The sequence below is a fragment of the Acinetobacter rathckeae genome, assembly GCF_015627125.1.
GTDB lineage: Bacteria > Pseudomonadota > Gammaproteobacteria > Pseudomonadales > Moraxellaceae > Acinetobacter > Acinetobacter rathckeae.
The window spans coordinates 280,980-302,413 of record NZ_VTDO01000004.1 but is presented as its reverse complement, the minus strand read 5'-3'; the positions used below and the strand labels follow the sequence as shown (position 1 = coordinate 302,413).

The following is a 21,434-nucleotide window of genomic DNA, read 5'->3' as shown; positions in this document are numbered from 1 at the left end:
TTGTAATACCACGTGCTTTTTCTTCTGGTGCAGAGTCGATTGCTGCGTAGTCTTTAGCTTCACCACCGTACACTTTTGCACAGATTGTTGCAATTGCAGCAGTTAGCGTTGTTTTACCATGGTCAACGTGACCAATTGTTCCCACGTTTACGTGTGGCTTATTACGTTCAAACTTAGCCTTAGCCATGATGATCTTCCTCATTCACATCGAACAAAACGCTGATGATTGTCAGCACATCGACATACTTGCTTAAAAAATACAAACACCCAATACTTTAAAAGCAGACTAATAAGCCTGCTTTTTTGATGCGTTGTGGTTAAAACCACTAAACTGTATGTATCTGGAGCTCTTATCGAGATTTGAACTCGAGACCTCTCCCTTACCAAGGGAGTGCTCTACCACTGAGCTATAAGAGCGATAGCCTTCGATGGAGCGGGAGACGAGGTTCGAACTCGCGACATGCAGCTTGGAAGGCTACCGCTCTACCAACTGAGCTACTCCCGCATCTGGTATACTACCACTTCATTCGAAGTAAATTTGGTGGTGAGAGAAGGATTCGAACCTTCGAAACTTTCGTAGCGGAGTTACAGTCCGCCCCCTTTGACCGCTCGGGAATCTCACCATATCGCACTTAACTTGGCAGTGCCGTTCCGACTGGAAACAAACTAAAACTGGTGCCGACACTCGGATTCGAACTGAGGACCTACTGATTACAAGTCAGTTGCTCTACCAACTGAGCTATGTCGGCGTTTTATTTTGTTTGATACGTTTTGTATCGGAACGGTGTGCAGTTTAGCAAAACTTTTAGATCATGCAAGTGCTTTTTAAAGTTTTTTTGAAAAAAACTTATAAAATCAGTCCAGTTGATGATAATTCAACCGCTTTGATCACTGCGCGAGCTTTTATTTGGGTTTCATTCCACTCTGCATCTGGGTTTGAGTCTGCAACAAGTCCCGCACCTGCTTGTACAAATACTTTATTATTGCGAATAACACAGGTTCGAATAGCAATCGACATGTCCATTTCGCCATGCCAACCCAAATAACCCACTGCCCCACCAAAAATGCCACGCTTTACAGGCTCGACTTCATCAATAATTTCCATCGCCCTAATTTTAGGTGCACCTGAGAGTGTCCCCGCAGGAAAAGTGGCTTTAAAGACATCGAGTGCATCCACACCTTCTTCCACCTCACCTTCTACATTAGAGACAATGTGCATCACATGGGAGTAACGTTCAACCACCATACGATCTGTGACTTGCACTTTGCCAATTTTTGATACACGACCGACATCGTTACGGCCTAAGTCAATTAGCATGAGGTGTTCTGCAATTTCTTTTTCATCGGCAAGAAGCTCTTGTTCTAACGCAATATCTTCAGCTTTGGTTTTACCTCTTGGGCGTGTGCCGGCCAAAGGCCTAACAGTCGCCACGCCATTTTCCAAGCGCGACAATATCTCTGGAGATGAGCCAACAATTTGAAATGGTTTATGGTCTATCAAACTATAACCATGTATAAGAAAGAGATAAGGTGATGGATTTAAGTGTCTGAGTGCCCGATAGACTTGTAAGGCATTTCCATCAAAATCAGAGACCATACGGTGCCCCGGCACAACCTGCATGACATCGCCCGCTCGTATGTATTCTTTGACTGTTTCTACGCTATCTTTATAGTTCTGCTCACCTGTTATAGATTCAAACACAGGAAAAGTATGTGGTTTTGCAGTCAGTGCAACTGGAGTATCTAGCTTTTTTTCTAGATCATCTAGTTTACGTTGTGCAGATTCATAATCTTCCCCTGCTTGAACATCTGCATGAGTAATTAAAAAGAGTGTGTCTTTTAAATTATCGAATACGATCACCGTTTTTGAGAGCATCAACCAAATATCAGGCATGTCCATTGGATCATTGCTCGGCATATTGGTGAGTTTTGGTTCGATATAACGCACTGTATCGTAACCAAAGTAACCCACCAAGCCCCCTGTAAAAGCAGGTAGCTCAGGTAGGTGTTGCTCTGTTGGCACTTTAAACTGTGCTTGAAAGTCTCGAATAAATTGGAATGGGTCAATATTGGCTTGGGTTGTTTGCGTGCCATCTGGGTGCTGTATCGTTAGCACACCTGCATTACAAGAGAATATGGTGGATTCACCTAAGCCTATAATTGAGTAACGTGCCCAGCGCTCTCCACCCTCAACAGATTCTAATAAGTATGAGGGGATCTTATCTTGCTGTAGGCGCGCATATACTGAAAGTGGTGTATCTGTATCTGCCAAACGTTGGCGGTATACAGGAATGGTATTAAAACCTTGCTGTACTAATTCTTCAAATGTGGTTTTTTGCATGTCGAGTACTCTGATGATTTCTTAAAATTTAAAAAAAGGGTTATGAGTAACGCCATCGAAAAACTTGACTTGATTTCATACAACTCTCATATAACTAATGAATGGTAAAATGACATAGTACAGCAAGATATGATGTGTACTGTATTATTTGAAAAATGCCCAGACAACCACAGCAACAATAAAAGCAATGACTGCAAAAACAATTGTTTGCAAGTTATTTTTCTTTACAGGTTGAGGCGTTGTATCTTCTACTGGTGTGGCTTTAGGTTGTGATAGTGGCTCGGCTTTAGCGGGCTCAGCACTTGGTGCTTCATCAATGATGTCTTGTTCAGGCTTTTCTGTCACTACCTGCTCTTGAAGCTGTTCTAACTGAAAAACAAGATCTGCAAATTGAATTTTCTCACCGCCCGTCAGTTGGGTAGGCACTTCTATTTTTTGCTCATTCACATATGTGCCATTTGAAGACTGTAGGTCTTCAAGCCATAAAGTATGATCTTTTATATAAAATGCGGCATGCTTACGAGAAATTTTTGCATCTTGTAATACTAAATCACAACCAACATGTCGCCCAACCAATACATCTTGCTGTATTTGTATATTTTGCTCGGGTAGTTGCGTAGAAATCGGCGTTAAATTCCATTTCATTGCGAATATCTCACTCATGATTTATTACAGTGAGCATAGCATATTTAATTGTTGGCAAAACGACAAGTCTTTATGTGGGGGCTGATTTTTCTATTTAATTTAGGTCATTTATTTTTATTGAAGTAAATTGTATTTAGTTATATCTACAAAAAAATTCAACATATTATCTAAGTGTTAAACAACGTACTTACACTCCCCCTAGAATATCTCATGGATTACTAGCATGATTTAATAAAAGCACCAATGCAGAGATTGATGCTTTTATTGATATAAAATTTAAACATCGCTTAGATGATTTTAAATGAATCTTCACTTCGCCAAATACTGAATTTTAAATCAAATATTTATATAATATTCACACTTTCAATGAAGTATATTTTTTACTTTGAGACAACACTCATACAACCTTTAAAATAAAGATGTTTAAAAGTGTTTATATAAATATACATTAAACAAAAGGCTATATTAGATGAGGAAATCGGTTAACACTGCACCTTGAGCCAACTGTGCAACCAACCAACGTGGTTTTTTACCACGGCCTGTCCATGTTTCTGTTGGGTTTTCTGGGTTACGATAACGTGGAGCAACTGGTTTACGCACACCTATTTTTCGTTTTTGCAAACCATAATCTAAAAGTTGTTCTATCGTTAAACCTACAGATGCAGCAATAGCGAGAACTTCTTCATATGCATCTGCAATAGATTGCTCTTTTTTAGATTCAATGAGTAAGTCTGCTTTTTTCTTCAGACTTTCTAGTTGCTCTACGTTCATATCATTAATGTCTTGCATTGAATATACCCCTATATTTATGAGTTTATTTAAACATAAATATTTAACAATGATTAGCTTTATCCGATATGATTTTATTAAATAAATACAATTTTAGTCCAGTCTGAGAGAAAAATATTCATTTAAAACCACATAATAAAATGAACACATCAATCCAAGCCATTACTATTTGCCTTTCTTATATGAAATTAAAAAACTCTTTTTCATTTAAGAAAATTTTGGGTTATTTAAGATACTTTTTATTTATAAATGTATTTTCAAAAAGTGAGTATTAGTTTCAAACAATTGATTCAGTTGTTCTGTTAATACCTCATCATGCTGAATTTTTGATTTAATTCTCAAGTAGTTCATTAATACATTATCAGGAAAGGTCGTTAATAGTTGATTGGCTTCTGCATGGCGTTTTGTTGCTTGATAGATATACCATTTCATAAAATTAAATATTGGTGCATCTGTATAACGGCGTTGCCATGTATCAATCTGTTGCTCAATCATAACGTAGTGAGGTTCTATCGCACACATGTGTTGTTCAAACCACATAAAACATACCTCTTGATCAAACTGCTCATCAAGTAAGTGATTTGCAAGACGCTCATGCTCTTGGCCTGTATTTTCACAACGGGCCAATATTTTTAACCATAAAATTTTATTTTCTCGAGCAGTATCTTCAATACATGTATTTTCTAATGATACATATCGCTCTTTCAATGCCGCTTGCTGCAATGTGTCACTAGAATCAAAACGCTCTAATATTGCCGTGAGCCATGCAGTATTGTCCTGTGTGCTTAGATGCCCATAGTGTGTGGTTTTGAGATATGCCCACGGAAATTTTAGCGCAAACTTACCCCAAAGCTTTGCAATGGCATGTTCGTATCCTTGTTTGACATCAGCAAGCCATGCACTGGGTTGATGCTGAGATAACGCCTCTAAGTGCCAAAATGCTTTGTCTTGCTCATTTTGCGCTAACAAAGCATCAATATATAAAATTTCTTTAAGCTCATAAGCATCTGGTGGAGCTTGCTCAAGTGCTGTATGACCTGCATTAAAGTTTTGTTGTTTATATAAAAAACTGGCTTCAATAATCTGTTTCAGCACCCCTGAATGTGCAAAAATTTGGCTAACCACCGACTCTTTTTCATGTTGTGCATCAAGTAGCCACAATATGGCTAATTTTTCATATGGATGTAGATCTGAAAAAGAAGTCGCTTGCTTGGCCTGCAACTTACGCCGTGCCAATAGCTTTTTAGCAAATATATAAAGGCTCTGCATGCAAAAACTAACCATCAAAATAAGGGCAAACAACACCCACATATTGGTTTGTAACTCCCATCCAGCAAAGTAGATATAAGCATAACCTGTACCAAAGAACTGTGTAAGAATACAAAGTAGCAATAAGCATAATGCCACGACTACAAGATATGCTTTGATGGTTTTTTTCATATCAGCCTTCTAAAGTAATTTGCTTATTTAACCAATGCAGTTGCTTGTAGTTTTGGCAAATTAGGTACAATAATTTGCTTTACCTGCTCTAACATATGCTGTAACTCTTTTTGATTCACAAGTGAAGACTGTTGCGTTAACACGAGCATATCATCTATGTTTGTTTGATATTCCTGATATTTGCCATGATAAAAAAGCTGTTGTGCAAGAAGTAAGCGTAGTTGCATTTCTTTCACAACAATACTCCTCCCCATCATTGCAGTTTTTGCTTGATCTGTAGATTGCAAACTAAACCATGTTTTTTCTTTTACTGCTTTATCATCAGCCACAGTCGCTTTAGTCATTAAAGCATTTAAATATTGGTTAATTTGCTGTAATTGAAAAGAGGTCTGTTTATTTTGCAATTCTTGCTGTTGATAATACTGCGTAATATGTTGCTGATCTGCCGTTAAAGCATCGAGTAAGTTTTGTTTCAATGCAGGCGCAATATCATAATGTACAAGATTTTGAATCAGTGCTTGAACATGCTCCAAGGCATAACTGTTTTGCTGTTGTTGCAATGCAAACTGAATCAAGTCAAGTTGTTGCTTGACCAAAACCAAGGGGTTGAGGCTATCTGGGCTTGTCATCGGTGATTTTTCTGAGTCATGGATTACGGTCACACCATGACGTTGCAATGCAACAAATTGGTCATTGAGGTTATCTGTAGATTGGCTAACTTTCGTGATTTGATTTTGTAAACTTGTAATTTGATCTAAGTATTGCTGCTGGTCATAGGTCAGTTTTGCAACCCATAGTAGTAGTGCCGTACCAACCACTAGCCATTTTTTACTCATTACTTTGTGTGACCTTTTAACATTACTGCATGTATTGTAGCAGGCTTTAAGTCGGAAATTGGGGAAATGCTTGTGGCTTTTTTATCAGCTAAATCTGCGTGAAGCATATCCGTCAAACGTTGGCCTAAAGGTAAATAGATAAAGCGTGATAATGCTACATGATGTTGTACACAAATACGCTTCCAGTTTTTCCAACTTGCTTCACTCGTCATAGGTACAAATACGGCATTTAAACCATTGTCTTGCAGACGCTCACACATGACCTGTGCTTGCACTACGCTACTATTGGGTAAACTACGCTGATATAACAACATATTTAAGATTTCAACACCATGAGCAGCGAGCTCTTCCATCATAAACTGACGACCACCTTCCCCACGCCAAAATGCGACTATTTGCATTGATGGGTTTTGTAATACAGGCAATTGCAACATACCTTCTGAGTTTTCCACACAAGGTATGTCGGCTTGAATACCAGCTTGTGCCAAAACCTGTGCCGTTTTTTCACCGACTGCAATCCATTTACACTGAGGTAACATTTGCAAAGAGATATTTAACGCACTTAGATACTGTATACCAATCTGCGCAGCTGTGGGACTCACCACCACAACAACATCTGCTTGATTCAGCCTCTCAAACTGAGCAATCAAAGTGGCATGTAATGCAATGGGGGTTAACTCTAATAAAGGCAATAACAATACCTCGTGACCCAACTGTTGTAATTGCTGAGTCAGTGGCTTTGCCCGATCAGGTGGCCGTGTATTAATAAATAACATTAATGTTTCAGTGCACTCAGTAACGCACCTGCACCTAAATCTAGCAGGTCTTGTGCAAGTCGCTCACCCAAAGCCACCGCCTCACTACTACTCGCAGATTGCTGTGCTTTCAGTAATTTATGGCCATCAACACTACCTACACGGCCTTCCATAAAAATCTGCTCATTCTTTAGTGTGGCATAGCCCGCGATTGGAATTTGACACCCCCCTTCTAAATACGCATTAAAAGCACGCTCTGCACGCACACAGAATTCTGTACTTTCATGACGCAATGGTTGAATGTAATCTAAAACTGCTGTGTCATTGGCACGGCACTCTAAGCCCAGTGCACCTTGGCCAACCGCAGGCAAACTCACATTTGCATCTAGTGTATGCTTGATACGATCATGTAGCTCTAAACGCTTTAATCCTGCACTTGCCAAGATAATCGCATCGTACTGGCCTTCATCAAGCTTACCTAAACGTGTACCGACATTACCACGTAAGTCTTTAATAACGAGGTCGGGGCGATGATGTAATAACTGGCTTTTACGGCGTAAACTTGATGTACCAACCACTGCACCATGCGGTAATTCTGCAAAGCTTTGATATTTGTTTGATACAAATGCATCCAGTGGGTCTTCTCGTTCACAAATCACAGCTAAGTCTAAACCTTCAGGCAATTGCATCGGTACGTCTTTCATTGAGTGTACTGCAAGGTCTGCCCGACCATCGAGTAATGCATTTTCTAATTCTTTAACAAATAAGCCTTTACCACCAATTTTCGCTAATGGCGTATCTAAAATTTTATCACCCTGTGTTACAAACGTGACTAGCTCAACGCGTAATCCCTCATGTAATGCCTCCAATCTGGATTTAATATGTTCAGCTTGCCACAACGCCAGTGGACTTTTACGTGTCGCAATTTTTAAGGTTTTCATAATGTATTAAAGCGTAATAAATTTAGGCTCTAAACTAACCCGATCACTGAAAATTGCAAGCCTATTTCTGCGAAGTTTTATCATCATCAGCATCGAATAAACCTATGCTTGTATCTAATGAAATGAAAAACTGTAAAAAGTTGAGCATTTATATACACGGATCTCGGATTTATAGCAGCATCTGTTAAAATAACTTAAACATCATCATGTAGGCTAAGATATTTACATTTGCTATGATATCTATCTACCTACAACAATTAACGACATTGAGTGACCATGACCACATCATCAGACCAAAAAAATGTAGCACCTCAACAAACTTCAGGCATGTGGGGCGGGCGCTTTACAGAAGCGACCGATGCATTTGTGGCAGAATTTACCGCTTCTGTTCAATTTGACCAACGCTTTTATAAACAAGACATTGCAGGCTCTATTGCACATGCAACAATGCTTGCAAGTGTAGGTGTACTCACCACAGCAGAACGTGATGACATTATTCATGGCTTAAATACAATTAAAGCAGAAATTGAAGCAGGACAATTTAATTGGCGCATTGACCTTGAAGATGTGCACATGAACATTGAAGCCGAACTCACCAAACGCATTGGTATTACAGGTAAAAAACTACATACTGGACGTAGCCGTAACGACCAAGTCGCAACAGATATTCGACTATATTTACGTGACGAAATTGATAGCACACTCGAAACGCTTAAACAGTTACAAGTTGGCATTTTAACCTTGGCAAAACAACATACACATACTATTATGCCTGGTTTTACCCACTTGCAAACAGCACAGCCTGTGACTTTTAGCCATCATCTTTTGGCTTGGTTTGAAATGCTAGTACGTGACAGCGAGCGTTTACTCGACTGCCGTAAGCGTACCAACCGTATGCCTCTTGGCTCGGCAGCACTTGCAGGGACAACTTACCCAATTAATCGTGCCTATACAGCACAGCTTCTTGGCTTTGACGCAGTCTGTGAAAACTCGCTTGATGCTGTATCAGACCGTGATTTTGCGATTGAGTTTAATGCAGCTGCCGCACTCATTATGATGCATTTATCTCGTATGTCTGAAGAATTAATTTTATGGACATCGGCACAATTTAAGTTTGTACAAATTCCAGATCGCTTCTGTACAGGCTCATCAATCATGCCACAAAAGAAAAACCCAGATGTACCAGAGCTTGTTCGTGGTAAGTCAGGCCGTGTATTTGGCGATTTAATGAGTTTACTGACCCTCATGAAAGGTCAACCACTGGCATACAACAAAGATAACCAAGAAGACAAAGAACCTTTATTTGATGCAATTGACACCATTCGTGGTTGCTTAATGGCATTTGCAGACATGATTCCTGCTCTTGTACCAAATATAGACATCATGCGTGAAGCAGCCCTTCGAGGATTCTCAACTGCAACTGACTTAGCAGACTACTTAGTGAAAAAAGGCGTGGCTTTTCGTGATGCCCATGAAATTGTCGGTAAAGCTGTGGCTCTTGGTGTCGCAGAAGAAAAAGACCTGTCTGAGCTGACGCTTGATCAACTACAACAATTTTCAGATTTAATTACTCAAGATGTCTTCGATAAAGCACTGACACTTGAAGCCTCTGTAAGTGCACGTGACCATATTGGTGGCACTGCACCAAAGCAAGTGGAAGCAGCGATTGAACGTGCTTATGTTCGTATTGAAAACCTATACACACCAACGGTTTAACAGGAGAACACAGTGTCGAATCAAATATTTTGCCGTAAATATCAAAAAAACATGGATGCCTTAGACTTTGCCCCATTCCCCGGGGCAAAAGGTGAGGAGTACTTAAAAACTGTTTCAAAGCAAGCATGGCAAGAGTGGTTACAACATCAAACAACGCTCATTAACGAAAAACGTCTTAATGTATTTGAACCTGAATCTAAAAAGTTCTTAGAAGAACAACGTGAGAAGTTTTTTGAAAATGATAGTAGCGTAGAAAAGGCCGAAGGCTGGAAACCCGCTTAATGTTGTATTATTTTTTAGTTGATAAAGACCACTATGTTCATGAGTAACCTAACTTAACAAACTATATGTATAACGCTACAAGGCTTTACACGATCACCCATGACAAATGTATGATCTATTTGTACTATAGTTACATCAAGTTAGCTCTGCTAAAGCTATTATTATAATAATAAGTAACACTGTTTATTCACCCCATTCCTCCCCCAAGGTTTGGGGTTTTTTTTATTTAAAATGAGTGACCCTCCATCAATAAAGATGTTTATTTTCCAATACCAATAAATACAACTATTTTAAAAGCCAAATAAAAAGCGATCAGTGATGACTTTAAAACACCTCTGATCGCTTGATTATGTGTGACAGTACCACCAAAGCGTTACTCTTCACTCACCTTTTTTTCAATTTCATCAACACTGGTATGTCGAACATCTAGCCCTTTCACAATATAAATGACTTGCTCTGCAATATTACGTGCATGGTCACCAATACGCTCTAATGAACGTAAAACCCACATGACATTCAACACACGAGAAATTTGTCTTGGATCTTCAATCATATATGTCATTAAAGTACGTGTTGCTGACTGATATTCACGGTCTGTGTCTGCATCTGCACGTAATACTTTAAGTGCTTGTTCTGTATCTAAACGTGCAAATGCATCAAGTGCTTCATGAATCATTACACGCACCTGATTACCAATATGACGTGCTTCCATAAAGCCACGGGCACTGCCGCCCTCCTCACACAACGTTTTTGCAATCCCTGCAATTTTTGCAGATTCATCCCCAATACGCTCCATATCTGTATTGGCTTTACTCATCGCAATCACCATACGTAAATCAATGGCAGCAGGGTGACGACGAGCCAATATAATAGTCAGGCTTTCATCAATTTCACGCTCTAAGCGATTGACTGCTTTTTCTTTATATTGCACATCAACAGCTAGACTAATATCTGCATCAAGAAGGGCATGAATCGCATCAGTCACTTGCTGTTCAAGTAAGCCACCCATCGACATAAACTTGGCATTTACTTCCTGTAAATCTTCGTTATATTGTGATGAAATATGATGAGATAACATCGGATTCTTTAAGGTCAAGATGATCTCCAAAACTGTATTTTTAAAATTGGTATTGCTATTAAAACACATTGCTTTGACGATATAGTGACAGCATTATACTATTTTGATAAAAATACATATTTTTTTTGATGCCAAATTATATCGATTTTCGCCTAAATCATGATGAGAAAAATAACTTTATTTATTGATGACTTTTTAATCTAAAAAATAAAAACATGCTAAAAAAGCAAGTAAATAAAATATTACAATAAAAACTAAAAATAATATATTGTGCCATTTAGTGCTCAGTAAAAATACTGCAAATAGCATCACAAAAGAAAGGAAATTAATCATTTATTGATGATTAAATCTCAGTTAGCATATGAACTCCCCTAGTACATGTGTAATTGTAATGGCGACTCAATATACCGTTAAAGATCTTAGAATCATTAAAAGAGAGCCAATTTATACAGGCTTTGTTAAACTCGAACGGGTGAGTCTTTCATATCGCCTATTTCAACAAAATAACTATTCTGAAATCGTAGAACGAGAGTGTGCCCAACGGAAAAAGGCCGCAGGGGTACTCATTTATAACGATGCTAAACAGCAGTTTTTACTCATTGAACAATTTCGAGTAGGTGCAATAGATGATCCTATCTCGCCATGGCATTTAGAAATTGTTGCAGGACTGCTTGACGGCAATGAGTCACCGGAAGCATGTTTATACCGTGAAAGTTTAGAAGAAGCAGGCTGTGAGTTATTTGACTTACACCACCTATTTACTTTCTATCCATCTGCTGGGGCAAGTAATGAATTATTCTACCTTTATACTGCACAAGCTGAACTACCAAAAAACGGGGCTATTTTTGGCTTAGTTGAAGAAGGTGAAAATATTCAAGCTCATATTTTTAATTACCACGAGCTACCTCAGTTGTTCGCTGAACAAAAACTACGTAATGCACCTGTAATTATGGCACTACAATGGTTGCAACAGCATATTGCAAACCATACATCCGCCAGCATAACCAGTGAGCACACATCATGACAAAAACAATTGTGCAAATTAGTGACACGCATTTAATGGATGTGCCAGAAAAAAATTTTATTGAAATGAATCCAGAAGACTCGTTTCATCGCATTATTTATGATATTCGTACTCGACATCAAAATGTTGACAGTATTATTCATACAGGTGATGTGGCTCAGGTTGCAATGCCTGTGACTTATGATCGCTATATCAGCTATATGCAAACACTCAATGTCCCTTTTTATCAAACTCCAGGGAATCATGATAATTTAAGTCATTTTCCATATCCGCAACAGCAAAAAGTAACCGTTATTGATTTAACACCTTGGTGTATTATTTTGCTCAGTAGTGCCGTGGATGGACAAACTGATGGTCGTATAGACCATGAACAACTCAGCACCCTTGAGCATCTATTAACACAACATCAAGATAAACATATCATTATTGGTTGTCATCATCATCCTTTACATGTAGATTCAGACTGGATTGACCAGCATTGTCTAAAAAACACCCGCGACTTTACTCAAATCATAGAACAGCACAGCAATATTAAAGCCATTATTCATGGCCATATTCATCAAGAAACAGAAATTTGTTTTGGGGATATTATGGTACTGTCTGTGCCATCAACTTGTGTACAATTTAAACCCAAAAGTAAAGATTTCGCTTTAGACCCCAATGCGCCAGGCTACCGTGTACTTAAACTACATGACAATGGCCAATTCGACACTGAAGTCTATCGGGTTTACGATGCTCAATCAGAAATAAATCTTAATATTTCGGGCTATTAGCTTTTCATTGCTAGAAATTTATATTAACTTAATTTGCCTTAACTATTGCTTTATCATTAAAAGGGGTAATAAAAAGACTATTCAAGCACAAAAAAAGTCTTTATGATAGCGAGCCCTTACAGGTGGTGTTGCAATAGCAAAGGTTAATAATAAAAAGCCTGCAGATCACCACAACACCTGTACGTTGTGATTACGTATATGATGAGGAAAGCCTAATTATGGCAAATGATGCTCTAAATCCAGTGTTAGATGAACAAACGAATGGCATTACAGCTGAGATGCCAAAACGTGGGCGTAAAACTAAAGCTAAAACAGCTTCAGGGTCAACAGCAAGCCTCTTTGGTATTGCACCATACGAACCACAAAAAAATGAAGAGTACATGTCTGATGCACAGCTTGAGCACTTCGAAAAAATTCTCTTGGCTTGGCGTAATGACCTTATGTCTGAGGTTGACCGCACTTTAAATGCAATGCAAGATGAGTCATCTGCTTTACCTGATGTCAATGACCGTGCAACGCAAGAAGAAGAATTTGCCATTGAACTACGTACGCGTGACCGTGAACGCCGTTTAATTCGTAAAATTGAAAAGTCTTTAGAAGCCATTAAAAACTGCGACTATGGTTTTTGTGAAACCTGCGGTATTGAAATTGGTTTACGCCGTTTAGAAGCCCGTCCAACAGCAACTTTATGTATTGACTGTAAAACACTGGCGGAAATTAAAGAAAAGCAAAACAAAGGCTAAATCAATGAGTGTCAACAACACTCAGCCTCAAGCTTATCGTGGCCGGTTTGCACCCTCTCCAACCGGCCCACTTCATTTCGGCTCACTCATTACTGCCGTTGCCAGCTACTGTGAGGCTAAGTCTCAACAGGGTCAATGGTTTGTACGCATTGAAGATACAGATATTCCTCGTATTGAGTCAGGCAGTATTTCACATATTTTAGCCTGTCTAGAGCATTTTGAATTTGAACTAGATGCACCTATTCTCTATCAAAAAGACCGTTTAGACCTATATCATCAAGCCATTGAAACACTCAAACAACAGCAGTTGGTCTATGCTTGCCAATGCACACGTAAAATGCTGGGCTCAAATGCCATTTATTCTGGGGCATGTCGTCATCGTCAGTTAGATTTTGAACATCAAGCCATACGGGTCAAAGTGACCGACCAAGCCATTTGCTTTCAAGATCAGTTACAAGGCGAACACTGCTCTAACTTACAGCAAGATTTGGGTGATTTCGTTTTGTTACGGCGTGATGGTATTTTTAATTATCAACTTGCGGTGGTGGTTGATGATGCCTTACAAGGCATTACCCATGTGGTACGAGGTGCAGACCTGCTCGACAATACTGCCCGTCAAATATGGCTTGCACAATTACTAAAAGCACCTACTTTGAACTATATGCATTTACCATTGGCGATGAATAAACATGGCCAAAAACTCTCAAAACAAAATTTAGCACAGGCTTTAGATTTCAACAAAGCACCACAACTCATTCAACATGCATTGCAATGTTTAGGTCAAGCACCTGTTGAGCTTGACCGCCCTAGTAAGATGCTTAAGCAAGCCATTACACAATGGTCTACTGAGCAAATACCTCGCCATACATGCTTAAACGGTATTTTCGAATAACAGGATTGCCCAAATACCTTGAGCATGCCCTCTTTAAGACTCAAAAATCAGAAATTTCTTTTTGTGGATTGGTTTTTTTAGTCGATGTATCAATTTTTAAAATCAATACAATCATGGCTGTACACATCATTAAAGACGAGCCACCATAACTAATAAAGGGTAGCGTCAAACCTTTGGTTGGCAATAACCCCATATTCATACCTGCATTGACTAAAATCTGCATCAGAAAAATAAAGCTAATTGCATAGGCCAAATAACCTGCACGTAAGTAGTTATTTTGCAGCGCTCGATGACCAATTTTCAAACAACACGCCAACATAATAAATTCTAACGACAACACAGTCACAATACCAAACAGACCAAACTCTTCGGCTAAAATTGCAAGCATAAAGTCAGTATGCGCTTCGGGTAAATAAGACATTTTTTGCATACTATGCCCAAGCCCCACCCCAAACCACTCACCACGGCCAAATGCCATGAGTGCATTGGATAGCTGATAGCCCAAGCCCAGTTGGTCTTCCCACGGATTAGAAAAAGACATCACACGTGCTAGACGATACGGCTCAAATGCAATCAGTGCACCCAATGCCAGTACCAGTGCGCCACCCAATATCAAAAACTGTTTAAACGGTGCACCTGCTAAAAAGAACACCCCAAACATCATCACCACGATCACAAAAGTCGAGCCAAAGTCAGGCTCAAAGATAATACCGATCAAAGAGAAAACCATCACAAAAATCAACCGACGAAGTCCTTTCCAACCACTTCGGACCTCATTGGCACGGCGTACCACATAATCTGCTGTGAAAATAGCCATGACTAGTTTGGCAATTTCTGACGGTTGTATGGTAAAAAAGCCTACACGTATCCAACGCCGTGCACCATTGACCTCTGTACCAATAATTAAGGTGATTGCGAGTAAAAAGAACGTCATCAGCCATATGGTTAAAATATTTCGAAACCATGTTTCAAGGGTAAACCGAGAAACAATCACCGCAACCATAAATGCCACAAAAATTGAAATAATATGACGCTCTAAAAAATAAAATGGGTCTTTATAGGTAGTACTTGCATACGGCATAGAAGCTGAGGCCACCATGACCGCACCAATGACAAATAAAGAAAATACACAAAATAAAAGAATGTTTCTAGCACATAATTCTTGTGGAAATATCTCGGTCAGACGTTCAGACCACGCCGACCAGCGCGATCCTTTGACAGCTGCTATGGTTGCCTTTTTTTTACCGATCATGACTCAAAGCCTCCACACACGCCACAAACTGTTGGCCTCGGTCTACGTAGCCTTTAAACATATCAAAACTTGCACAAGCAGGCGATAACAGTACGACATCTTGGCTTTCGCTCTGTTGCTGCGCCAGTTGCACAGCGTCTACCAAGGTGTTGGCAAACGTGACTGGTACAATGCCTGCCAGTGCAGTGTTAATTTTGCTGGCATCTTCACCAATCATCACCACATGCTTCACATAACGTGCCAATGCAGTTTTAAGTACGCTAAAGTCTTGCCCCTTACTTTGCCCACCTAAAATTAAAACAACCTTGCCTTGCTGTGTAGCAATCGCTTGACCTAGGCCATCTATTGCAGCAATGGTTGCCCCAATATTTGTGCCTTTGGAGTCATTGTAATAGCGAACGCCAGCTTTAGTGGCTACATACTCACAGCGGTGTGCAAGACCTTTAAAGTGTTTGAGTGTTTCGAGCATGCTCTGTTGAGCAAGCCCCATAAACTCACCAATTGCCAAACATGCCAAAGCATTGGCCACATTGTGTGTCCCTTGAATATATAACGCACTGCTTTTAATTAAACGTTCACGACCACGGGCAAGCCAAATCGTGCCATCTAAGTCTGTTAAAATACCGTATTGGTTCATGTCTGGTGCAGTCAGGCCAAAACTTTTCATAGGCGTTGCATCTGGTACAAAAGGGCGAGTTAAGCTGTCATCTCGGTTATATACCACATGCTTTACACCCTGAAAAATACGGTGCTTTGCAGTGTGGTAACCAAGCATATCTCCATGACGGTCTAAGTGGTCTTCACTGATATTTAACACCACCGCCACTTCTGCATGTAAATTTGAGGTCATTTCTAATTGGAAACTAGACAACTCTAAGATAATGCATTCAGGCTCATCTTTGAGTAAATCTAATGCAGGACGACCCAAATTACCGCCTACAGCCACTTTTTTCCCTGCATCTTGGGCCATTTGACCCATCAAGGTTGTGACAGTACTTTTTGCATTTGAGCCAGTAATCGCAATAATCGGCACATCTGTTGCACGGCGTAGTAGCTGTATATCACCGACGACCGAAATACCTTGAGCGATGGCCTGCTGAATTTCAGGCGTTTGTGGTGAGAGCCCAGGGCTTAAAATAATCTCTTCAGCACTAAGCAATAACTCTTGGTCAAGTTGCCCAAAATGAGTGTCTATATGTTTTGGAATCTGATCATAACCTGGTGGTGTCGCTCTAGAGTCCGTTACGGCCACACGGTAGCCTTTTTCAACCAAAAAGTTAACCGCCGAAACACCTGACACACCAAGCCCTGCCACGACTTTTAACCCGCCACGCTGAATTAACATATAGATCCTTTTGTATTGTGATTTTTTAATGCCCAAATGGTAGCACTTTGTTTTTCAGATTGCTTTTACAGATTAAATCTAGCAAAGGTTTTTTGTGTTATTCAAGTAAAAAGCCACCGCTTGGGTGGCTTTTTATTATACAGCGCAGTTAAATTTTATTTCCACTTCACTGCTTTTGTCGTTTCAGTAACTTTCGCTGGCTTTTCGGCGGAGCTACAGCCACAACCACCACCACAGCCTGTCACCATGGCAGGTCTAACCCAAGAGGCCAATTTATGGAGTTTCTGTTGCTCTAAAACATTGGCTAAAGCGTTAAATACTTTGAATGCAGATTTCGGAAATACTTTATTAAACGTATAGACCGCACTCCAAATCACCAATGCTGCAATAATCACGATCTCAACCATTTTAGCCTCCTTCAGTTTTAGCCAAAATAATGTAAGGCAATTTGATAGGTCAGAAAGGCTGCCAAATACGCCAAACCAAACAAATAAATTGTCATAAATGCAACCATACGCCAAGAACCTGTTTCACGGCGTACTGTTGCCAGTGTTGCTAAACAGTGCGGTGCATAAATAAACCAAACCAACAAAGATAATCCTGTCGCAATCGTCCAACCTGAATTTGGTGAACTAATGAGGTGGGATAAACCTTGTGCAACTTCATCATCACTCGCACCAGACAATGCATATACCGTACCGAGCGCCGCAACCACCACCTCACGTGCCGCCATGGCAGGAATCAGTGCAATACAAATTTGCCAGTTAAAACCAATCGGTTCGAACAAAGGTTGAATCATCTGCCCTAAACGCCCTGCAAAACTATAATCTATCGCAGGTAATGTGGCATGCTCTGGGGCTTGTGGAAAGGTACACAAAAACCATAACAAAATAGACAACGCAAAAATAATACCGCCCACGCGTCTTAAAAAGATTTTACCTCGGTCTAATAAACCAATCGCAATACTTTTTACACTTGGTAACTGATAACTTGGCAATTCCATCAGTAAAGCATACTGAGATTTATCTTTTTGAAACAGTTTAATAATAGACGCAACTATGAGTGCACTCACAATACCTGCCATGTACAGTGCAAATAACACCAAACCCTGTAAACTTAAGAAACCTAATACCGTTTCATTGGGAATAAATGCTGAGATCAGTAAAGCATACACAGGTAAACGTGCTGAACACGTCATCAGTGGTGCCACTAAAATGGTGGTCAAGCGATCACGAGAGTCATGAATACTCCGAGTCGCCATAATCCCTGGAATGGCACACGCAAAACTCGACAGCAGTGGAATAAATGAACGACCACTCAAACCTGCTTTATACATCAGCTTATCGAGTAAAAATGCGGCACGTGGTAAATATCCTGTTTCTTCTAGTAATAAAATAAAGAAAAATAAGATAATAATTTGTGGCAAGAACACCACTACACTACCTGCACCTGCAATCACACCATCGACCACCAAGCTATGTAACAGTGGTTGTGAAATCATGCCACCGACAAGCTCACCAAACCACTTAAACGCCCCTTCAATGCTGTCCATAAATGGTGCAGCCCATGTAAACACGGCCTGAAAGACAATAAACATGAGTAGAGTTAAGGTCACTAAACCCAGTACAGGGTGTAGAAAAATACGGTCTAAAAATTCAGTACGCTTATCTTCTTGGTCTACATAAACCACTACATCTTTTAAAATACGCTGTACTTTTTGATGTGATGTTCCCGTCAGCTGATTTATTTCGTGTGATGGAAAAGAAAAGCGACGCTCTTGCAAAGCGTTGACTAAATTGCTTACACCTGAAGCATTTTTAGCCACAGTTTCGACTACTGCTACACCCAGATACTCAGACAACTTTTGCACATTAATTTGAATACCACGGCGACGTACTTCGTCCATCATATTCAACACAACAAGCACAGGCTTACCCAAAGCAATCACTTCAAGCACTAAACCTAAATGTAGACTTAAATTGGTGGCATCAACCACACATAAAAAAGCATCTTGCTGTGCTTCAGTTTCAATTTTACCCAAACATACATCACGTGTGACTGCTTCATCTGGGCTAGTCGCATTTAAGCTATACGTCCCTGGTAAATCTAAAACACGAACCTGTTGACCTGAGGGTAGATTAAAAAAGCCAACCTTACGTTCTACCGTCACACCTGCATAGTTACCTACCTTTTGTCGTGTACCTGTGAGTTGGTTAAATACAGATGTTTTACCACAGTTTGGGTTACCCACAAGGGCGACCCTTAGTGCCTCACTCATGCGGAAACTCCCCGCTCTAAACTGACTTCAATTTTTTCTGCTTCAGACTTACGCAGTGCAAAACGCGTGAATCCTACCTGAATTAGTATTGGGTCTCCACCGAAAATACCTCGTGCAATCACTTTCACTTGTACCCCAGGCACAAAGCCTAACGTGTCTAGCCGACTTGCGATTAAATCACTTTGCTCTGCGTCAGAAGAATGGCAGCTCACGCTTTGGATAATAGCAGCTTGCTTGACTTTTAACTCTGATAGTCGCACCGTAATGATTCCATACTATTTTTTATGATTATAAAGCGAAATGAGAATAATTTATATGTTGTAAATGTGAACAAACATGACCTCTTTCATCGACTTCACAATCAAATTAAATTAAATTAAATGTATTTATCCTGTTAAATATGCCAACCAATAAAAAACCACGTACCCCCAGTGCCATAAATATTCCACCAAGCATGCCTTTTTTACAGACCTACCGTGATTATTTGGTGGCAAATTCCGTCAGCCCCCATACCCGTAATGCCTATTTAAGCGACTTAATTCAGTGTGCACCACTTTGCAATGAGCCCATACCTTATTGGAACCATGAACATATCTCTACTGTGCTAGACACCCTCAAAACCCAAGATAAAAGTCCACGCTCAATTGCTCGTACTCTTTCGGCACTGCGCTCATTTTTTAAATTCTTACGTGAACAAAAACTACGTACAGATAACCCCTTGGCACAACATAAAAGCCCGAAGCTCGGCCAAGCATTACCCAAAGACTTGAGTGAACAAGATGTTGAAGCACTCATACATGCCCCAGATATCAATACCACGCTCGGTTTACGTGATCGAGCCATGCTTGAAGTATTATATGCATCTGGTCTACGCGTCAGCGAACTTATTACATTAGAAACAGATCGCCTCAATCTTAAACAAGGTTTTATTCGTATTAAAGGTAAGGGCAATAAAGAACGCCTTGTACCGCTGGGTTTAACAGCAATCGATTGGCTCGAAAAATATCTTCATGAAGCACGACCACAACTGTATCAAAGTACCATTGACTATGTGTTTCTCACCCAACATGGTGGACTCATGAGTCGACAAAATTTTTGGTATATGATTAAAAGATATGCATTAATCGCCAACATCAATGCACCACTTTCTCCACATACCCTACGCCACGCTTTTGCCACACACTTAATTAACCATGGTGCAGACTTACGTGTGGTACAAATGCTACTTGGCCATCAGGACCTATCGACCACTCAAATTTATACCCATGTTGCACAAGTTCGATTACAGCAACTCCATGAAAAGTTTCACCCAAGAGGCTAACGTAAAATGCCCTGTGACATTTACACCATGAAAATTCACAAATATGTGAAATATTTTTGCTATGCTAAGCCACAGTTATTGACTACTATTTGACTAGAAAAGGTTTTTTATGTTCTTTCGTTATACTCAAACGGCCATTGCCTGCACCCTTGCACTCAGTGCATTGCTTTCAGGTTGTTCAAAAGACAAAGTTAATGAACAAAAAAGTGATACCCTCACTGCCACTACACCTGCTACAGGTGAAGCATCGCCTATTTTGGAGCGGAATGAAAAACAGCGTCTGATCGCAACATTTGAAGAACAATTCAAAAAATCAAACATCAACATTAAAGTCACAGACATTAAAAAAACTGAAGTACCCAATATTTACTGGGTCAGTTTAGATGGTGCCCCTGCTGTATATGCCACAGCAGATGGTAAATATGTTATTCAAGGCGATATTTTGGGTCTTGGCGAAGGTAAAATTCACAATGTAGGTGATGACTTACAAGCCGTAGAAAATAAAAAGCTTTTCGCAGCTTTAGACAATAAAGACCTGATTGTTTACCCAGCACAAGGCAAAACACAGCATATTGTTTATGTATTTACCGATGCAAGTTGCCCGTATTGCCACAAACTCCACGAATCATTGCCTGAAATTACCGCCAAAGGCATCGAAGTTCGTTATATTGCATGGCCACGTGGTGAACAATTTTACCCAACCATGCAAAGCATTTGGTGTAGCAAAGACCGTAAGGCCGCTTTTGCTGCTGCTGTAAAAGGCGAAAGTGTCACGCCTGCTGAATGTAAAAACCCTGTAAAAGAACAGTACATGCTCGGCATGAAAATTGGCGTAAATGGTACACCTGCAATTTACAGCCAAGATGGTCACTACCTTGGTGGCTACCTCACAGCAGATGACTTAGCGAAACGTTTAAGCAAATAATTAAAAAAATAGGTAAAGATTCACACATCTTTACCTATGTAATCTCATTTTTTTTAGC

General features: G+C 39.9%; 22 protein-coding genes and 4 tRNA genes. 8 read left to right on the top strand and 18 right to left on the bottom strand.

Translation table 11 applies throughout. The features are described from left to right. From I2F31_RS09020 to hemC, 12 genes are all read right to left on the bottom strand, one after another. Positions 1-187, bottom strand: a 187-nt coding sequence (locus tag I2F31_RS09020; protein WP_228285082.1) for a GTP-binding protein, incomplete at its 3' end; no start/stop codon positions are given. A 155-nt stretch (positions 188-342) separates the two neighbouring features. Continuing rightward, positions 343-417: transfer RNA gene (locus tag I2F31_RS09015), tRNA-Thr, on the bottom strand. 12 nt (positions 418-429) lie between these two features. Then, positions 430-505 (bottom strand) — tRNA-Gly (locus I2F31_RS09010). Positions 506-539: 34 nt separating this feature from the next. Beyond that, positions 540-623 (bottom strand) — tRNA-Tyr (locus I2F31_RS09005). 50 nt (positions 624-673) lie between these two features. After that, positions 674-749 (bottom strand) — tRNA-Thr (locus I2F31_RS09000). A 98-nt stretch (positions 750-847) separates the two neighbouring features. Beyond that, positions 848-2,341, bottom strand: a complete 1,494-nt coding sequence (trpE, locus tag I2F31_RS08995) for an anthranilate synthase component I (RefSeq protein ID WP_195768557.1) — start codon at positions 2,339-2,341, stop codon at positions 848-850. A 144-nt stretch (positions 2,342-2,485) separates the two neighbouring features. Continuing rightward, positions 2,486-3,004 carry an FHA domain-containing protein gene (locus I2F31_RS08990; RefSeq protein ID WP_195768558.1) on the bottom strand — a complete coding sequence of 173 codons (519 nt, stop codon included), beginning with the start codon at positions 3,002-3,004 and terminating at the stop codon, positions 2,486-2,488. A 447-nt stretch (positions 3,005-3,451) separates the two neighbouring features. Beyond that, a complete protein-coding gene (locus I2F31_RS08985; protein WP_195768559.1) occupies positions 3,452-3,775 on the bottom strand; it encodes an H-NS histone family protein in 324 nt (107 codons plus the stop codon). 243 nt (positions 3,776-4,018) lie between these two features. After that, positions 4,019-5,215, bottom strand: coding sequence for a heme biosynthesis protein HemY (locus tag I2F31_RS08980; RefSeq protein ID WP_195768560.1), 1,197 nt, complete (start codon positions 5,213-5,215; stop codon positions 4,019-4,021). A gap of 23 nt (positions 5,216-5,238) precedes the next feature. Beyond that, positions 5,239-6,051, bottom strand: a complete 813-nt coding sequence (locus I2F31_RS08975) for a hypothetical protein (RefSeq protein ID WP_195768561.1) — start codon at positions 6,049-6,051, stop codon at positions 5,239-5,241. After that, the gene (locus I2F31_RS08970; protein WP_195773790.1) at positions 6,051-6,827 is read right to left on the bottom strand and encodes a uroporphyrinogen-III synthase; all 777 of its coding nucleotides are present in this window, start codon (positions 6,825-6,827) and stop codon (positions 6,051-6,053) included. Before I2F31_RS08970 ends, I2F31_RS08975 begins: the two co-directional genes overlap by 1 nt. Further along, on the bottom strand, positions 6,827-7,747 hold the full coding sequence (gene hemC / locus I2F31_RS08965) for a hydroxymethylbilane synthase (protein WP_195768563.1): 921 nt from the start codon (positions 7,745-7,747) through the stop codon (positions 6,827-6,829). Before hemC ends, I2F31_RS08970 begins: the two co-directional genes overlap by 1 nt. 276 nt (positions 7,748-8,023) lie before the next feature. On the opposite strand from hemC, the gene argH reads away from it, so the two are divergent. Continuing rightward, positions 8,024-9,463 (top strand): argininosuccinate lyase, encoded by a 1,440-nt coding sequence (gene argH / locus I2F31_RS08960; RefSeq protein WP_195768564.1) that lies wholly within the window; start codon positions 8,024-8,026, stop codon positions 9,461-9,463. Positions 9,464-9,475: 12 nt separating this feature from the next. Further along, positions 9,476-9,745: an oxidative damage protection protein gene (locus I2F31_RS08955; protein ID WP_195768565.1), complete on the top strand. Its 270-nt coding sequence runs from the start codon at positions 9,476-9,478 to the stop codon at positions 9,743-9,745. Positions 9,746-10,118: 373 nt separating this feature from the next. Here the strand turns inward: I2F31_RS08955 and phoU are convergent, their stop codons facing one another. Then, on the bottom strand, positions 10,119-10,823 hold the full coding sequence (gene phoU, locus I2F31_RS08950; RefSeq protein WP_407647876.1) for a phosphate signaling complex protein PhoU: 705 nt from the start codon (positions 10,821-10,823) through the stop codon (positions 10,119-10,121). Positions 10,824-11,184: 361 nt separating this feature from the next. On the opposite strand from phoU, the gene I2F31_RS08945 reads away from it, so the two are divergent. The 4 genes from I2F31_RS08945 (at position 11,185) to gluQRS (ending at position 14,255) form a co-directional block, all read left to right on the top strand. Next, a complete protein-coding gene (locus I2F31_RS08945; RefSeq protein ID WP_407647873.1) occupies positions 11,185-11,847 on the top strand; it encodes an NUDIX domain-containing protein in 663 nt (220 codons plus the stop codon). After that, positions 11,844-12,620 (top strand): 3',5'-cyclic-AMP phosphodiesterase, encoded by a 777-nt coding sequence (cpdA, locus tag I2F31_RS08940; RefSeq protein WP_195768568.1) that lies wholly within the window; start codon positions 11,844-11,846, stop codon positions 12,618-12,620. Before I2F31_RS08945 ends, cpdA begins: the two co-directional genes overlap by 4 nt. Before the next feature lie 218 nt (positions 12,621-12,838). Beyond that, positions 12,839-13,363, top strand: coding sequence for an RNA polymerase-binding protein DksA (gene dksA, locus I2F31_RS08935; protein ID WP_195768569.1), 525 nt, complete (start codon positions 12,839-12,841; stop codon positions 13,361-13,363). A 4-nt stretch (positions 13,364-13,367) separates the two neighbouring features. After that, positions 13,368-14,255, top strand: coding sequence for a tRNA glutamyl-Q(34) synthetase GluQRS (gluQRS, locus tag I2F31_RS08930; protein WP_195768570.1), 888 nt, complete (start codon positions 13,368-13,370; stop codon positions 14,253-14,255). A gap of 40 nt (positions 14,256-14,295) precedes the next feature. Here gluQRS and ftsW read toward each other — a convergent pair whose 3' ends face one another. The 5 genes from ftsW to I2F31_RS08905 form a co-directional block, all read right to left on the bottom strand. Next, positions 14,296-15,507: a putative lipid II flippase FtsW gene (gene ftsW / locus I2F31_RS08925; protein ID WP_195773788.1), complete on the bottom strand. Its 1,212-nt coding sequence runs from the start codon at positions 15,505-15,507 to the stop codon at positions 14,296-14,298. Next, entirely contained in the window at positions 15,497-16,852 is a 1,356-nt protein-coding gene (gene murD, locus I2F31_RS08920) for a UDP-N-acetylmuramoyl-L-alanine--D-glutamate ligase (RefSeq protein WP_195768572.1), read from the bottom strand. Before murD ends, ftsW begins: the two co-directional genes overlap by 11 nt. 155 nt (positions 16,853-17,007) lie before the next feature. Continuing rightward, a complete protein-coding gene (locus I2F31_RS08915; RefSeq protein WP_195768573.1) occupies positions 17,008-17,259 on the bottom strand; it encodes a DUF6587 family protein in 252 nt (83 codons plus the stop codon). A 17-nt stretch (positions 17,260-17,276) separates the two neighbouring features. Then, complete coding sequence (feoB, locus tag I2F31_RS08910) at positions 17,277-19,130, bottom strand: ferrous iron transporter B (RefSeq protein WP_195773786.1); 1,854 nt, start codon at positions 19,128-19,130, stop codon at positions 17,277-17,279. After that, on the bottom strand, positions 19,127-19,390 hold the full coding sequence (locus I2F31_RS08905; protein WP_195768575.1) for a FeoA family protein: 264 nt from the start codon (positions 19,388-19,390) through the stop codon (positions 19,127-19,129). Before I2F31_RS08905 ends, feoB begins: the two co-directional genes overlap by 4 nt. Positions 19,391-19,530: 140 nt before the next feature. On the opposite strand from I2F31_RS08905, the gene xerD reads away from it, so the two are divergent. Beyond that, the gene (xerD, locus tag I2F31_RS08900; protein ID WP_195768576.1) at positions 19,531-20,451 is read left to right on the top strand and encodes a site-specific tyrosine recombinase XerD; all 921 of its coding nucleotides are present in this window, start codon (positions 19,531-19,533) and stop codon (positions 20,449-20,451) included. Between the two features lie 109 nt (positions 20,452-20,560). Next, complete coding sequence (locus I2F31_RS08895) at positions 20,561-21,376, top strand: DsbC family protein (RefSeq protein WP_195768577.1); 816 nt, start codon at positions 20,561-20,563, stop codon at positions 21,374-21,376. Positions 21,377-21,434 lie beyond the last annotated feature (58 nt).

What these genes read in the sequence shown, in the direction of transcription:
- trpE (WP_195768557.1), bottom strand. Translation starts at nt 2,341, where the DNA reads ATGCAAAAAACCACATTTGAAGAATTAGTACAGCAAGGTTTTAATACC.
- I2F31_RS08990 (WP_195768558.1), bottom strand. Translation starts at nt 3,004, where the DNA reads ATGAGTGAGATATTCGCAATGAAATGGAATTTAACGCCGATTTCTACG.
- I2F31_RS08985 (WP_195768559.1), bottom strand. Translation starts at nt 3,775, where the DNA reads ATGCAAGACATTAATGATATGAACGTAGAGCAACTAGAAAGTCTGAAG.
- I2F31_RS08980 (WP_195768560.1), bottom strand. Translation starts at nt 5,215, where the DNA reads ATGAAAAAAACCATCAAAGCATATCTTGTAGTCGTGGCATTATGCTTA.
- I2F31_RS08975 (WP_195768561.1), bottom strand. Translation starts at nt 6,051, where the DNA reads ATGAGTAAAAAATGGCTAGTGGTTGGTACGGCACTACTACTATGGGTT.
- I2F31_RS08970 (WP_195773790.1), bottom strand. Translation starts at nt 6,827, where the DNA reads ATGTTATTTATTAATACACGGCCACCTGATCGGGCAAAGCCACTGACT.
- hemC (WP_195768563.1), bottom strand. Translation starts at nt 7,747, where the DNA reads ATGAAAACCTTAAAAATTGCGACACGTAAAAGTCCACTGGCGTTGTGG.
- argH (WP_195768564.1), top strand. Translation starts at nt 8,024, where the DNA reads ATGACCACATCATCAGACCAAAAAAATGTAGCACCTCAACAAACTTCA.
- phoU (WP_407647876.1), bottom strand. Translation starts at nt 10,823, where the DNA reads ATGTTATCTCATCATATTTCATCACAATATAACGAAGATTTACAGGAA.
- I2F31_RS08945 (WP_407647873.1), top strand. Translation starts at nt 11,185, where the DNA reads ATGAACTCCCCTAGTACATGTGTAATTGTAATGGCGACTCAATATACC.
- cpdA (WP_195768568.1), top strand. Translation starts at nt 11,844, where the DNA reads ATGACAAAAACAATTGTGCAAATTAGTGACACGCATTTAATGGATGTG.
- dksA (WP_195768569.1), top strand. Translation starts at nt 12,839, where the DNA reads ATGGCAAATGATGCTCTAAATCCAGTGTTAGATGAACAAACGAATGGC.
- gluQRS (WP_195768570.1), top strand. Translation starts at nt 13,368, where the DNA reads ATGAGTGTCAACAACACTCAGCCTCAAGCTTATCGTGGCCGGTTTGCA.
- ftsW (WP_195773788.1), bottom strand. Translation starts at nt 15,507, where the DNA reads ATGATCGGTAAAAAAAAGGCAACCATAGCAGCTGTCAAAGGATCGCGC.
- murD (WP_195768572.1), bottom strand. Translation starts at nt 16,852, where the DNA reads ATGTTAATTCAGCGTGGCGGGTTAAAAGTCGTGGCAGGGCTTGGTGTG.
- I2F31_RS08915 (WP_195768573.1), bottom strand. Translation starts at nt 17,259, where the DNA reads ATGGTTGAGATCGTGATTATTGCAGCATTGGTGATTTGGAGTGCGGTC.
- feoB (WP_195773786.1), bottom strand. Translation starts at nt 19,130, where the DNA reads ATGAGTGAGGCACTAAGGGTCGCCCTTGTGGGTAACCCAAACTGTGGT.
- xerD (WP_195768576.1), top strand. Translation starts at nt 19,531, where the DNA reads ATGCCAACCAATAAAAAACCACGTACCCCCAGTGCCATAAATATTCCA.
- I2F31_RS08895 (WP_195768577.1), top strand. Translation starts at nt 20,561, where the DNA reads ATGTTCTTTCGTTATACTCAAACGGCCATTGCCTGCACCCTTGCACTC.